Source organism: Streptomyces eurocidicus, from assembly GCF_002891295.1.
Lineage (GTDB): Bacteria > Actinomycetota > Actinomycetes > Streptomycetales > Streptomycetaceae > Streptomyces > Streptomyces eurocidicus.
This window is the reverse complement of sequence record NZ_LGUI01000010.1, coordinates 164,411-178,647: the sequence shown is the minus strand read 5'-3', so window position 1 is coordinate 178,647 and position 14,237 is coordinate 164,411. Positions and strand designations below refer to the sequence as shown.

Genomic DNA, 14,237 nt, shown 5'->3' with positions numbered 1-14,237 from the left:
TGTCGTGGGGTCAGTTGCCGACGCGGCGGCGGACGTCCTGGAACGCGGTGTAGTTGGCGATCAGCTCGATCCTGCCGGGCGGCGCCGCCTGCACGGCCTCGTCGACGGTCTCGCAGACGCGGAAGTCCAGCCCCGCGACCTCCAGGCGCACCGCGAGGTCGAGCTTGCGGTCGCCGAGGAGGAAGATCGGGTGCCCGGCGAGCCGGGTGTAGTCCACGTCCCACAGCCACGAGGTGTCCGTGCCGTCCGCACCCCGGGCGTTCACGGCGAGGATCACCGGCGCCGGCGGCCCGTCGATCAGCGAGAACGTCTCCAGCCAGCCGGCCGGGTTCTTCGCCAGCAGCAGCCGGATGTCCCGGTTCAGGAACTGCACCACGTCGAACCGGCCCGCGACCGCCTGCACCTGGTACATCCGCTCCAGGGCCACCTGCGGCGGCACCCCGAACGTGGCCGCGACGGCGGCCGAGGTGGTGGCGTTCGCCTTGTTGGCCCGGCCCGGCAGCTGGAGGTGGATCGGCCACGCGCTGCCGTGCGGGTCGAGGACGTAGTCGCCGGACAGCGCCCAGCTCGGGGTGGGCCGGCGGAAGCCGCACTCACCGCAGAACCAGTCGTCGCCCGGGCGCTGCATCACACCGCCGCAGGACGGGCACGACCAGGCGTCGTCCTTCCACTCCTGGCCCGCGGCCACCCACACCACGTTCGACGACGAGGACGCCGCCCAGACGATCAGCGGGTCGTCGGCGTTGGCGATGATCACCGCCTTGGTGCCGGCCAGGCCCTCGCGCCACTTCTCGGCGAGCATGCGCGTCTCCGCGGCCCGGTCGAGCTGGTCGCGCGAGAGGTTCAGCAGCGCTATGGCCTTGGGCGAGACGTCCCGGGCGACACCCGCCAGGTACTTCTCGTCCACCTCGATCACGCCGTAGCGCGCGTCCGAGCCGCCTGCGAGGGCGGAGGTGATGCCGGCCGGCATGTTCGCGCCCAGCGCGTTCGACACCACCGGCCCGCTGGCCCGCAGTGCCTCGGCGATCAGCCGGGTCGTGGTCGTCTTGCCGTTGGTGGCCGACACCAGGACCACGTCCAGGTGGGTCGCCAGCCGGGCCAGCAGATCCGGGTCGAGCTTGAGCGCGACCTTGCCGCCGATCACCGATCCGCTGCCGCGGCCCGCGGCGCGCGACACCGCCGCAGCTGCCTTGCCCGCCGTCACGGCCAGCTTGGCCCGCGGCGACAGCGGCCCCGTGTTGCCTGCCATCGTCCTAGATCCTCCTTGCAATCCGGCGCCGCTGCCTGTTCCTGGTCCGCCGGTGGAACGCCCCCTCCGAGCCGAACGTCGGCCAGGGGGCCTCGGTCGGGGATCAGCCTATCGAGATCCGGCCGTGGGCCCGAACCCGCAGTCCTCGGAACGTAGGGTTGCCCCCATGCGCAAAGGCTCGATTCCCGGTGGTTCAGGACGTGTACGGCCCCTGCGGCTGCTCGGAGATCAGGGTCTCGCGACCCCCTGTGAGGAGGTCACGGAGTTTGACGCGGGCCTCGCGGAGCTCGTCGAGGACATGTTCGCGACGATGTACGCGGCGCGGGGCGTGGGCCTCGCGGCCAACCAGATCGGTGTACCGCTTCGGGTCTTCGTCTACGACTGCCCGGACGACGAGGACGTCCGCCACCTCGGGCACCTGGTGAACCCCCGGCTCGTCACGGCGGACGGCATCGCCTTCCGCGGGCCCGAGGGGTGTCTCTCCGTGCCCGGCGTCGAGGCGGGCACGGAGCGCTTCGACCACGCGGAGGTGGCGGGCTTCATGGTGGACGGCTCCCCGGTGCGGGTGAGCGGCACGGGGTTCTTCGCGCGCTGCCTCCAGCACGAGTGCGACCACCTGGAGGGCGGGCTGTATCTGGACCGGCTGACGGGGCTGCGGCGCCGGCGCGCGCTGCGGGCCGCCCGCCGGGGCGGGCTCGCGCCCGCCGCAGGGGCTCCGCTCGGCGGCCGGCAGGGCTGAGCCCGGGCCCGGAACCGGGCGGGGAAGGCCGTGCCCGGAACCGGGTGGGAAGGCCGTACCCGGTGGGCGGGGCGCCGCCCGGGTGCGGCCCTAGAAGCCCGGGCCGCCCGGCAGGTTCCCGGCCGCCGCCAGCCTGCCCCACAGCAGGTCCGCCAGATGCCGTACGAGGTGTGCGCGCGGGAAGGGCCGCTCGCGCAGCCACCAGTCGCCCGCCGCGTGCATCATCCCGACGATGCCGTGCCCCCAGGCCCGGGCCAGCTCCTCGCTGCCCGGGCCGAGGTCGACCCGCTCGGTTATGACCTGGGCCAGCTCCTCGCCCATCCGCCGCAGCAGGGGCGCGGAGTGCCGGCCGACGTCGAAGCCCTGCTCCGCCGGGTGGGCCTCGTCGGCCGGGTGCATCAGGAAGCGGTAGACCTGCGGCCGGGCCTCTATCGCCGCGAGGTAGCTGTCCAGCGTGGTCTCGACCCGCTCCCGGCGGTCCGCCGGGGCGTCCAGCGCGGCGCGCAGCCCGATGAGCAGCGCGTCGGTGTGGCGGGCGGCGAGCGCGCGGTAGAGCCCGCCCTTGTCGCCGAAGTGCCGGTAGAGGATGGGCTTGGTGATGCCCGCCTCGGCCGCGATGGCGTTCATCGACGCCCCGGGGCCGTCCCTCAGCACCACGCGGTCCGCGGCCTCCAGCAGCTCCTTGCGCCGCCGTTCCGCGGCACGCTGCTGATCGTCCCGCTGACTGTTGTTCTCCATAGGAATGCCTCCCCGCCCCTGCGAATCGTCACGCATGCGCAACGTAACACCCGCTGCACCGAGCGAATCGGGGAGGCGGGGGCGGTTGACACCTCTACCCATGGGTAACATACTCGCGTTACCTTGAGTAATGAGGGGTGGGAGGGGTCATGGCGGAGTTCACCATGGAGCTCGACGAGGACCAGCGGGGGGTGCGGGACTGGCTCCACGGCTTCGCCGAGGACGTGATGCGCCCGGCGGCGGCCGAGTGGGACGAGCGCGAGGAGTTCCCCTGGCCGGTGGTCCAGGAGGCCGCCAAGATCGGCTTGTATTCGCTCGACTTCTTCGCCCAGCAATTCCTCGACCCCACCGGCCTCGGCATCCCCATGACCATGGAGGAGCTCTTCTGGGGCGACGCGGGCCTCGGCCTCGCGATCGCCGGAACCGGCCTCGCGGCGGTCGGCGTCTTCGCCAACGGCACCGAGGAGCAGATCGGCACCTGGGTCCCGCAGATGTACGGGGACGCCGCCGAGGTGAAGGTCGCCGCCTTCTGCTCCTCCGAGCCCGACGCGGGCTCGGACGTCTCCGCCATGCGCACCCGCGCCGTCTACGACGAGGCGAAGGACGAATGGGTGCTGAACGGCACCAAGACCTGGGCGACCAACGGGGGGATCGCCGGCGTCCATGTGGTGGTCGCCGTGGTCGACCCCGCCCTCGGGGCGCGCGGGCACGCCTCCTTCATCGTGCCGCCGGGCACGGCGGGCCTGTCCCAGGGACAGAAGTTCAAGAAGCACGGCATCCGCGCCTCGCACACCGCCGAGGTCGTCCTCGACGGCGTACGCGTCCCCGGCCACTGCCTGCTCGGCGGCCGCGAGAAGCTGGAGCACCGGCTGGCCCGCGCCCGGGAACGGGCGAAGGGCGAGCGCGAGACGGGCGCCGGCGCCCGGAACGCCGCGATGGCCACCTTCGAGGCGTCCCGGCCGGCCGTCGGCGCGCAGGCGGTGGGCATCGCCCGCGCCGCGTACGAGGTGGCCCTCGAATACGCCAAGGACCGGGTCCAGTTCGGCCGCCCCATCATCGACAACCAGGGCGTCGCCTTCCAGCTGGCGGACATGCGCACCCGTATCGACGCGGCCCGCCTGCTGGTCTGGCGCGCCTCGTGGATGGCGACCGCGGGCCGCCCCTTCACCTCGGCGGAGGGCTCGATGTCGAAGCTCTTCGCGGGGGAGACGGCGAAGACGGTGACGGCGCAGGCCATGCAGATCCTGGGCGGCAACGGCTATACGCGGGAGTATCCGGTGGAGCGGATGCATCGTGACGCGGCGATCTACACGGTGTTCGAGGGCACGAGCGAGATTCAGCGGCTGGTCATCGCGAGGGCGGTGTCGGGGGTGGGTATCCGCTGACGGGGTGCCGCTGCGCGGGGCTTTCCCCTACCCGCCCCTTCCCGAATGTCCTCAAGCGCCGGACGGGCTGAAAATCAGCCCGTCCGGCGATTGAGGACCGGGGTCCGGGGCGGAGCCCCGTTCGGGAAGGGGCGGGGGAAAAAGCCCCCGCCTCCTACCCCGGCCCAGCGATCAGCGCGGTCCCGACCCGCCGGAACCCCGCACGGCCGTAGACCCGCCCCGTCACCTCGTCCCCCGCCGACAGGAAGACCGTCCGCACCCCCCGCGACCGCGCGTCCGCCACGAGGGCCGCCGTCACCGCGAGGCCGAGCCCCTGGCGGCGGGCCGTGGGGAGGGTGCCGATGCCGACGAGTTCGGTGACGTCGCCCACGGGCTGGTGCTGCCCCGCGCACAGGGCCGTGCCGTCCCGGACGGCCGCGGCCAGCACGGTCAGGCCCGCCTCGACGCGCGCGGCCAGCCGGTCCACGGAGCCGTCGGCGCTCAGCTTCCGGACCGTCGCGGCCAGTTCGGCCGGGCCCGCCCCGCCGACGGCCGGGCCGGGTTCGGAGAACGCGACGTTCGGTACGGCCACGGCGCTCGGCAGGGCCGGGTCGCCGGGGCCGACGACCCGCACCGAAAGCCCCTCGGGGAGTCCGTCCGTGCCCTCCGTCCCGGCCGCCGGGTCCAGCGCCATGAGCGGGTGCTCGCACACGGTGAGGCCCGCCTCCGTCACGGCGGCCCGGAGCGCGGGGGTGGTCTCGGCGACCCACTCGAAGCTCTCGGGGACGCCCAGTTCGCGCTGGCGGTCGCGGACCCGCCGGACGTCGGCCGCGGTCACCGGGCCGCGCCAGGACCGGGCGGGCCGGGCGTAGTACGGCCAGCCCTCGCCCTCCCGGACGAACAGGGTCAGAGGGCCGAAGTCCTCGGCGCGCGCCGTACCGCGTGGCACGGCGTCGTAATAGTCTTCGAGCAGCTCCAGCAGTCCGCCCACGCGGCAGCCCCTTTCCCGTCCGTCTTCTCCCGGTTCCGGGTTCCGGTCCGGCCGCGCCGCGTGCCCCGGCGGGCGCTTCCGCCGGCCCCGGTCCGGGACGCCGTGTTCAGTGCGTCCGTGCCGGTGGCGGCGGGGTCCGCCGGGCCGTCGGGACGGACGGTGCAGCGTACGGCAAGCGAATGACAAGCGGATGTCGGCATTCTTGGCGCGGACGGGTTTCGGCTCACTTGCGGCAGACTGAGGGGGCACCACGCCGCGTAGGCGGCCGGGAACTCAGCGTTCATCTTTGGCCATGGATGCTTCGCATTCTGTCTCAAAGGTGATGGGTCCCCATCAGCTGTCCTGTTACCGTCATTTCTGATCTTGATCGTGCAAGTCGGGACTTGGAACCGTCTTAGGAACCGTCTCCGCCACGTCGATCGACGGAGCTCGAGTGTGGCTTCACGAAAGAAGGAAACGCCGTGGCGGTCATCAGCGACAAGGGCAAGGAGACCCCCCGGTTCCTGGTCGGCCGCTCCGCCGAGCTCGCCACGCTCGCCCGTCACGCCGAGGGCGCGCGCCGGGAGGGCGCGCGGGCGGTCCTGGTCCGCGGCCCGGCCGGCATCGGCCGGACCAGCCTGCTCGCCGCCTTCGCCGACCGGTCGGCCGCGGCCGGGGGCGCCGTCCGGTACTGCGCCGGCAGCGAGCAGGCGGAGGACGGCCGGCGGGTGTTAGGCCGGCTCCTCGGCCAGGACCCGCACGCCCTCCCGGAGCCCGCCGCCACCCTCCCCGGCACCCCCGCCGCCCACGCCGCCTACGCCTTCCACCGCCGCTTCCACCGGCACCTCGCCGGTCTGCTCGCGGCGGGCCCGCTCACGCTGGTCGTCGACGACGCCCAGTGGTGCGACGAAGCCTCCCTCCGCAGCGTCGACTTCGTGCTCCGCAGGGCCACCGCCCTGCCCCTGCTGGTGCTCTTCGCCCAGCGCACCGAATGCCACGGCCCCGGCACGGACATGCTCGCCGAGTTCCTCGCCCAGGGCCGCTGCGCCACCCTGGACCTCGGTCCGCTCACCCGGGCCGACACCGCCAGGATGGCCGTCCGCACCCTCGGCCGCCCCGCCGACGAATCCTTCCTGCGCCACTGCGCGGAGATCAGCGGCGGCAACCCGGCCCGGCTCGTACGCCTCCTCACCGGCGTGAGCGCGGCCGGGCTCGGGCCCGACGCCGCGGGCACCCGCCATCTGCGCCGGACCGGCGACGCCGTCCTCGCCGAGTCCGTCACCGCCCACCTGGCCGGCTGCCCCGGCCCCGAACGCGCCGTCGCCCAGGCCCTGGCCGTCCTCGGCCGCTCCTGCTCCGATCCGCTGGCCGCCCTCTCCGGCGTCACCGGCAGGCGCCTCACCGAAGCCCTGGACGCCCTGCGCCGCAACGGCGTCGTCGACGGCCCGCCCGAGGACACCGCCGGCGGCCCCACCGGGGGAGTCGTACGACCGGCCGCCGGCCACCCCGTCGTCACCATGCGCGACGCCGTCCGCGACGCCGTCCTCGCCGGCCTCCCGGCCGCCCGCCTGGAGTCGCTGCGCGCCCGTGCCGCCCGCGTCCTCAACGACGCGGGCCGCCCCGCGGCCGACGTCGCCGACCAGCTCCTCCTCCTCAAGGAGCTCGCCGAGCCCTGGATGCTCGCCGTCCTGCGCGACGCGGCCGCCGAGGCACCCGACCGCGACACCTCCCGGGCCGCCATCCGCTATCTGCGCCGTGCCCTGGACGCGGACCTCACCGGCACCCAGCGCCAGGTCGTCCGCATCGAACTGGCCCGCGCCTCGGCCCCGGTGGCCCCCGCCACCGCGCTGTGCCACCTGCGGCAGGCCCTCGCCGACGCCACCACCCCCGGGGAACGGGCCCCCATCGCCGTCGAGTACGGGATGACCGCCCTCGGCACCCGTGACGCCCCCGACGCGGTCCGCGTCCTCGGCGAGGCGCTCACCGCCCTCCAGCCGGAGCCCGGCACCGACCCCGCCGACACGGAGCTGCGCACCTCCGTCGCCGCCACCCTGCTGGTCACCGCCGTCAACGAGAAGGCGGCCCTGGCCGGGGTCCAGGAACGGGCCGCGGCCTGGCCCGTGCCCCCGGGGGACAGCCCGGCCGAGCGCCGGCTGCTGTCCGGCATGGGCGTCCTCGCCGCCCTCGACGGCAGGCCCGCCCGGCAGGCCGTCGCCCTCGCCCGCCGGGCCCTGAAGGTCGAGGAGCCCGCGCCCGTCGGCTGGTGGGTGTTCGGGGCGTCCCTCGTCCTCGGCATCGCCGACGAGACGGACGAGGCCCTGACCGGGCTCGGCCGCGTCCTGTCCTCCAGCTGGGACCGGTACGAACCGGGCCTGCACATGGCGGCGCTGTCCGGCCGGTCCGTCGTCCGCCACTCCATCGGGGACGTCGGCGGCGCCGCCGTCGACGCCCGCGCCGCCGTCGACCTCGCCGAGACGGTCCGCGGCCCCTCCTCGCCCCTGCCCTACATAGCCCTCGGCAGCGCGCTGCTCTCCCAGGGGCAGCTCGAACGCGCCGAGACCGCCCTCGCCCACGGCGGCCGGCGCGGGGTGGACCGGCGGATCTGGGAATGGCACCACCACCTCTACACCCTGGGCCGGGTCCGCCGGGAGCGCGGTGACCTCGACGGCGCGCTGGAGCTGTGGCAGCGGTGCGGGCGCAGCCTGGAGGAGGCCGGGGTGACCAACCCGGTGCTCGCCCCCTGGTGGCTGCCCACCGCCTCCGTCCTCGTCCAGCTGGGCCGCAGGTCCGAGGCCGCCGCCGTCGCCGAGGGCGCCCAGGAGCGGGTACGCCGCTGGGGCACCCCCCGGGGCATCGGCCTCGGGCTGCTGGCCGCCGGCGTCGTCGCCGACGGCCGGGCCCGGCTCGACCTGCTCGCCGAGGCCGTCGACGCGCTCGCCGCCTCCCCGGCCCGGCTCGAACAGGCCAAGGCCCAGTACCAGCTGGGCTACGAGCTGCTGCGCCACGAGGACACCCGGGGGGCCCGCCGCCACCTGCGCGGCGCCATCGAACTCGCCACCCGCTGCGGCTACCACATCCTCGGCGGGCTCGCCCGCAAGCTCCTCGTCGCCGCCGGCGGCCGGATGCCCCAGCTCGCCGCCTCGCCCGTCGACTCGCTCACCGACAGCGAACGCCGCGTCGCCGACCTCGCCCGCCGCGGGGTCAGCAACAAGGAGATAGCCGACGCCCTGTTCGTCACCCCCCGCACCGTGGAGATGCACCTGACCAACGTCTACCGCAAGCTCGACGTGCGCGGCCGCGCCGAACTGCCCCGCTCCCTGGGCGCCCCCGGCCCGCTGAGCCCCCGTCCCCCGGAGCGCGTGGGGCCGCCGGCCGGCGCCCACGCGCCGGGTCGCTAGGGGGCGGCCCGTGACGCACTGGAGAGCCGGCCGGGCCGGGGAAGAGGGATCCTGGCCGACGGTCGACGGCCGACTCAGCGGGGCGCCGCCGCTGGTGGAACGCGAGCGCGAGGAGAAGCTGCTGTGCGGCCTGCTGCACGGGCTCGGCGCCGGCCGGTCGGCCGCCGTCGCCGTCCACGGCGCCCCCGGCGTCGGCCGCAGCGCCCTGCTCGACCGCGCGGTCGCCTTCGCCGCCCGCTCCGGCGTCGGCTCCGCCACCGCCCACGCCTCCTGGGAGGAGGCCGGACTGCCGTTCGGCGTCGTCGGCCAGCTGCTGGCCTGTGTGGCGCCCGGCACCGACCCGTCCCGGTACAAGGCGGAACAGGGCGCGGACGGTGTGCGGGAACTGTGCCGCGTCCTCCTCGCCGCCGCCCGGAAGCGGCCGTTGCTCCTCGCCGTCGACGACGCCCAGTGGGCCGACCCGGAGTCCTGGGGCGTGCTGCGGGCGCTGGCCCGCCGGCTGTCCGGCGCGCCCGTGCTCCTGCTGACCACCCACGGTGTCGCCACCGGCGAGCCCGGCGGCCCCGGCGGACACCTCGACCTGTGCTCCCTCGCCGACGAACGCGCCGTCACCGCGCACACCCTCACCCTCGCCCCGCTCTCCGCCGAAGGCGTGGGCGAGGTGCTGCGCGGGGCGTACGGGCGGCCCGTCGACCCGGTCTTCAGCCGGGCGGCGGCCCACGCCATGGACGGACGGCCGGCCGTCCTGCGCACGGTGATCCGCCGGTTCTCCCGCCAGGGCTGGCCCCCCGGCCCGGACCATCTCCCGCACCTGGCCGAGACCGTCGCCGAAGCCGTCGGCAACCGTGCCGCCCGGACCTGCGCCACCCTGCCCGCCGAACTCCAGGACGTCCTGCGCGCGGTGGCCGTGTGCGGCCCCGACGGCACCCCCGGCATGATCGCCGCGCTGGCGGAGCCCCGCGCCCACGGCACCGCCCGCGCCCTGCGCCTGCTGGCCCCGACCGGGCTGCTGACCGACGGCGACCCGCCCGCCTTCCGTGAACCGAGGGCCGCCGAGGCGGTGCTCGCCGGGATCGGCTCCGAACGCCGCGAGGAGCTCTACGCCCGCGCCGCCGAGCGGGCCCACCGGGAGGCCGTCCCCGACGGCGCGGTGGCCCGGCTGCTGCTCGCCGCCCGGATCATCGGCTCCGCCTGGGCGGTGGACGTGCTGCGCCGGGAGGCCGCCCGCCGCCGGACCGCCCGCGACCTGGCCGGTGCGGTCCGGCTGCTCCAGCGCGCCCTGCGCGAACCGATGGACCCGGCGCTGCGCGTGAAGGTCCTCATCGAGCTGAGCGTCGCCGCGCTGCCCAACGCGCCCGACGCCGCCGACCGGCACCTGCGGCGCGCCCTGCTCACCCCGGCCGACGCCACGGCGGGCCCGTCCTGGGTGTACGCCGCCGAGCTCCTCGTCGCCCGCGGCGACGTCGTCTCCGCGCAGCCGCTGATCGCCCACGTCCTGGACCGGGGCGACCTCGACCCCCGGGACCGGTCCGCCCTCCGCGCCCTGTACTGGCTCGCCGAGCACAGCCAGCAGGGCGCCGCCTACGCACTGGACCGGCCCTCCATACCCGCCCTGGCCGAGGCGCCCACCGAACCCGCCGAAGCGGGCGTCGCCGCCTGGCGGCGGGCCCTGCACGGCCAGGACATCGTCCGCACCCGTGAGCTCGCCCGCACCGCGCTCACCCCCGCCGCCCGGGACAGCACCCCCCTCACCTGCCAGCTCGCCGCCTGCCACGCGCTCGTCCTGACCGACGACTTCGCCGAGGCGCGGGCCGGGCTCGCCGCCGTCCTGGTGCGGGCCGAGGGCGCCGGAGCCCATCAGATCGCCGGTCTCGCCCTGCTCGTCGAGTCGCTCGTCGATCTGCACCAGGGCCGTACCGAGGCGGCGTCCGCCATCCTCGACCGGGCCCAGGAGGCCATGCCGCCGCACTGCTGGCACCCCCTGATGGCCCCCGGCCTCGTCGGCCTGAAGATCTTCGTCTATCTGGAGCGCGGCGACCTCACCGCCGCCGAGCGGACCGTACGGCTCGCCCGGCCGACCGGTGCCGAGGACGGCCTCGCCTGGGCGTACCTGCTGTACGCCCGGGGCCTGCTGCGGCTGGCGGGCGAGCGGCGGGAGGAGGCCCGCGCCGATCTGCTGGAGTGCGGCCGGGTGCTGCTCGCCCGCGGGGTCGCCAACCCCGCCCTGCTGCCCTGGCGTTCGGCCGCCGCCCTCGCCCAGGGGCCGGACCCGGACCACGGCGGGCTCCCCGAGCCGGCGGCCGAGGAACGCCGGCTGGCCCTGGCCTGGGGCGCGCCCAGCGCCGTACGCCGGGCGCTGCTCGCGGCCGGCGGCCGGTCGCCCCGGTCCACCGCCGTACGGCCGCCGGCCGACGCCCCCGCGACCTGGCAGTACCGGCAGGCCCTCGTGTCCCTCGGCACCGCCGCGCTCGCCGGGCCCGCCGGCCCCGCCGCCGTCCCCGCCCTGCTCGCCGCCGACGGCGCGGGTACGGCCACGCGCGGCGGGAAGGCCGGTGCCCGGGCCCCCGCGGGGCGGCCGCCACCCGGAGCGCGGCCCGGCCGGTTCCCCGGGCGCACGGCCCGCGGCCCCGGGCGGGCTGACCGGGGCCGAGCTCCGGGTGGCCGGTCTCGCCGCGCACGGCATGGCCAACCGCGCCATCGCCGCCGAGCTCTCGGTGACCCTGCGCACCGTCGAACTCCATCTGACCAAGACCTACCGAAAATTGGGCATCTCAGGGCGCTCGGAGCTGGCCGACGCGCTGGGGCAGCTACGGAGGAACACCCCATGACCCCCTTGCTCGACCGGCAGCGTGAACTCGACCTGATCTCCGAGGCGCTGGAGGCCGCCGAGGGGGCGAGCGGCTCCCTGCTGGTCGTCACCGGCGGCCTCGGCACCGGCAAGACCACTCTGCTGCGGGCCCTGCGGCCGCTGGCCGAGAAGCGCGGCACCCAGGTCCTCAGCGCCGGCGCGGCCCTCCTGGAACAGGACTTCGCCTTCGGCGTCGTCGGCCAGCTCCTCGAACCCCTCCTGCCCGGCGGCGCCCTGGACGACCGCCCGGCCGGGCCCGGGGTGCCGGAGCCGCACGGCGAACTCCTCGCCCTGGCCGCGGACCGCGCCGCGCGCACCCCGCTGCTGCTGCTCGTCGACGACCTCCAGTGGGCCGACGCCCCCTCCCTGCGCTGGCTCGGCCACCTCGCCAAGCGGATAGCCCACCTGCGCATCACCGCCGTCGTCGCCCTGCGCGAGGGCGACCCCCGCGGCGAGGAGCCGCGCGTCCACGAGATCACCGACCGCGCCGCCCGCGTCCTGCGCCCCGACCCGCTCTCGCCGCAGAGCACCGCCGAGCTCGTGGCCGCCCGCTTCGGCCGTCCCGCCGACCCCGCTTATCTGACGGCTTGTCATGAGGTCGGCGCCGGTAACCCGTTGTTCCTCACCGCCGCCCTCGACGCCCTCGCCGGCACCGGCGCGCCGGACGCCGAGCGCGCCCACACCGTACGCACCACCCCGCTGCCGTCCCTGCGCGGCCGGCTCGTCGCCGCGCTGCGCACCCAGCCCGCCCCCGTCCAGGCCATGGCCAAGGCGCTGGCCGTCCTCGACGGTCACACCGACCTGGAGCTGGCCGGCCGGCTCGCCGGCCTCGACGAGACCGGCCGGGACGCGGCGGTCCGCTCCCTGCGCCGGTTCGGGCTGCTCGCCCCGACCGCCGAGCCCCGCTTCGTCCACCGGGCCGTACGGGACGCCGTCGAGGACGCGATGACCCCGGCGGAACACGAGGACAGCCACATCTACGCGGCCCTCCTGCTGCACGGCGCGGGCCACCCCGCCGAACAGGCGGCCGCCCAGCTCCTGGAGGCGACCTCCTGCCAGGACGGCTGGGCCATCGAGGTGCTGCGCTCGGCCGCCACCGCCGCCATGCGCCGCGGCGCCCCCGACGACGCGGCCCGCTATCTGCGCCGGGCCCTGCTCGGCAGCACCCCCGCAGGCCCCGACCGGGCCGCGCTCCTCGTCGACCTCGCCACCGTCGAGCGGGCCTTCGACCCGCCCGCCGCCATCCGGCACATCTCCCAGGCGCTGCTGCTCATCCCGACCGCCACCCAGCGCGCCATGGCCGCCTCCCGCATCCCCCCGTCCCAGCTCGGCGGCTGCCCGCCGCCCTCCGTCGACGTGGTCTGCAAGGTCGCCGCCGAGCTCGGCGACCCGGTGCTGATCGCCGGCGAGGACCGCGAGCTGGCCCTGCGGCTGGAGGCCCGGCTGCGGCACATCGCGGTGGCCGGCCCCGGCCGGCTGCTCACCTGCGCCGACCGGTTGCGGGCCCTCGGCCCCACGCCCCCGCTGGGCACCGCCGCCGAGCGGGAACTCGTCACCGTCCTCCTGCACGGCGCGACCATGACCCAGAGCATGTCGGCCGCCGAGGTCGGGCCGCTCGCCAACCGCGTCCTGCAGTACGAGCCCGCCACCCCGGACCACGTCTACTCGGCCCTGCCCCTGCTGCCCCACATCCTCATCGCCGCCGACTCCGTCGAGATCATCGGCCCCTGGCTGCACACCGCGCAGGAGCGGGCCCGCCGGGAGAACGCCGTCGTCCCCCAGGGCGTCATCGGCATCGAACTCACCCAGGTGCTGCTGGCCCAGGGCCGGCTGGAGGAGGCCCGTGCCCAGGCCGCCGAGGCCCTCGCCCTCGGGGTCACCGAGTGGGCGACCCTCCAGTCGATGATCGGCATCGTGCTCGTCGCCATCGAGACCCGGGACGCCGAACTGACCCGCCGCCTCCTGGAGTACCGCCGCGAGGGCGCGGCCCAGGGCCACCAGCCCTCCTGCCTCCAGCTGCTGCGCGGCTCCATGGCCGCCGCCGTCGGCGACCTGCCCACCGCCCTGGAGTACTTCCTCGACTGGGGGCGGGCCGCCGAGCGCGCCGACTGGCGCAACCCCGCGGTCTTCCCCTGGCGGGCCTGGGCCGCCGGCCTGCACTACCGCATGGGGCACGGAGTCCAGGCCCAGGAGCTCATCGAGGAGGAGTGCGCGCGGGCCCGTGCCTGGGGCACGCCCGTGGCGATCGGCCGCGCCCTGCGGATGCGGGGCGCCCTCACCGAGGGGGAGCGGGGCCTCGAACTGCTCCGGGAGTCCCTGGACACCCTGGAGGGCGCCGTCAACGCCATGGAGCGGGCCCGCACCTCCGTACTCCTCGGCAGGCGGCTGCGCGCGGCCGGCCGGACCGACGCCGAGACCCATCTGCGCCGCGGCCGGGAGCAGGCCCTGGCCTCCGGCGTGCCCTGGCTCGCCGACCGGGCGGCCCGGGAGCTCCAGGCCATGGCCCGCAGGGCCAGCTCCCTGGACGTCGAGGCGCTCACCCGGACCGAGCGCCGGGTCGCCGGGCTCGCCGCGCACGGCGTCTCCAACCGGGACATCGCCGAGCGCCTCGACGTCAGCTCACGGGCCGTCGAGAAGCACCTGACGCACGCCTACCGGAAGCTGAACGTCAACGGCCGGGCGGAACTCGTGGGCCTGGCCCACCTGCTGCCGGACGGCACCGAGGACACCACCCGTACCGGGTCGACCCGTACCGTACCGAACCGAAACGCTGCGGGAACCCCCGGTAACCGTACCTACGGGCCGCCCCCACAGGGTTAGCGCCCCGGCCCGCGATTTCGTTGACAGCGATCCGGAGCCCTTCATACCGTCCTACCGAAGGTATCGAACGCGTGTCCGGCGTGGGTGCCGGACACGGAAAGACACCTCGTG

The 14,237-nt window shown here is 76.0% G+C and carries 8 protein-coding genes and 1 pseudogene; 6 read left to right on the top strand and 3 right to left on the bottom strand.

What is annotated here, in order from left to right; translation table 11 throughout:
- Positions 1 to 10 precede the first annotated feature (10 nt).
- The gene (locus AF335_RS27045; RefSeq protein WP_102921046.1) at positions 11 to 1,249 is read right to left on the bottom strand and encodes a MurT ligase domain-containing protein; all 1,239 of its coding nucleotides are present in this window, start codon (positions 1,247 to 1,249) and stop codon (positions 11 to 13) included.
- Positions 1,250 to 1,415: 166 nt separating this feature from the next.
- On the opposite strand from AF335_RS27045, the gene def reads away from it, so the two are divergent.
- The gene (gene def, locus AF335_RS27040; protein ID WP_102921045.1) at positions 1,416 to 1,988 is read left to right on the top strand and encodes a peptide deformylase; all 573 of its coding nucleotides are present in this window, start codon (positions 1,416 to 1,418) and stop codon (positions 1,986 to 1,988) included.
- 90 nt (positions 1,989 to 2,078) lie between these two features.
- Here the strand turns inward: def and AF335_RS27035 are convergent, their stop codons facing one another.
- Positions 2,079 to 2,726, bottom strand: coding sequence for a TetR/AcrR family transcriptional regulator (locus tag AF335_RS27035; RefSeq protein WP_102921044.1), 648 nt, complete (start codon positions 2,724 to 2,726; stop codon positions 2,079 to 2,081).
- Between the two features lie 149 nt (positions 2,727 to 2,875).
- Between AF335_RS27035 and AF335_RS27030 the strand changes: the two genes are divergently transcribed.
- Positions 2,876 to 4,111: an acyl-CoA dehydrogenase family protein gene (locus AF335_RS27030; RefSeq protein ID WP_102921043.1), complete on the top strand. Its 1,236-nt coding sequence runs from the start codon at positions 2,876 to 2,878 to the stop codon at positions 4,109 to 4,111.
- A 154-nt stretch (positions 4,112 to 4,265) separates the two neighbouring features.
- Here the strand turns inward: AF335_RS27030 and AF335_RS27025 are convergent, their stop codons facing one another.
- A complete protein-coding gene (locus tag AF335_RS27025) occupies positions 4,266 to 5,081 on the bottom strand; it encodes a GNAT family N-acetyltransferase (RefSeq protein ID WP_102921042.1) in 816 nt (271 codons plus the stop codon).
- Positions 5,082 to 5,542: 461 nt separating this feature from the next.
- Between AF335_RS27025 and AF335_RS27020 the strand changes: the two genes are divergently transcribed.
- From AF335_RS27020 to AF335_RS36485, 4 genes and pseudogenes are all read left to right on the top strand, one after another.
- Positions 5,543 to 8,458 carry a helix-turn-helix transcriptional regulator gene (locus AF335_RS27020; protein WP_102921041.1) on the top strand — a complete coding sequence of 972 codons (2,916 nt, stop codon included), beginning with the start codon at positions 5,543 to 5,545 and terminating at the stop codon, positions 8,456 to 8,458.
- Positions 8,459 to 8,468: 10 nt separating this feature from the next.
- Positions 8,469 to 8,969: pseudogene (locus AF335_RS36495) on the top strand (ATP-binding protein); the annotation flags it as partial.
- A 2,170-nt stretch (positions 8,970 to 11,139) separates the two neighbouring features.
- Positions 11,140 to 11,286: a LuxR C-terminal-related transcriptional regulator gene (locus tag AF335_RS36490; RefSeq protein ID WP_228773021.1), complete on the top strand. Its 147-nt coding sequence runs from the start codon at positions 11,140 to 11,142 to the stop codon at positions 11,284 to 11,286.
- Positions 11,283 to 14,126, top strand: a complete 2,844-nt coding sequence (locus AF335_RS36485; protein WP_184743850.1) for an AAA family ATPase — start codon at positions 11,283 to 11,285, stop codon at positions 14,124 to 14,126. Before AF335_RS36490 ends, AF335_RS36485 begins: the two co-directional genes overlap by 4 nt.
- Positions 14,127 to 14,237 lie beyond the last annotated feature (111 nt).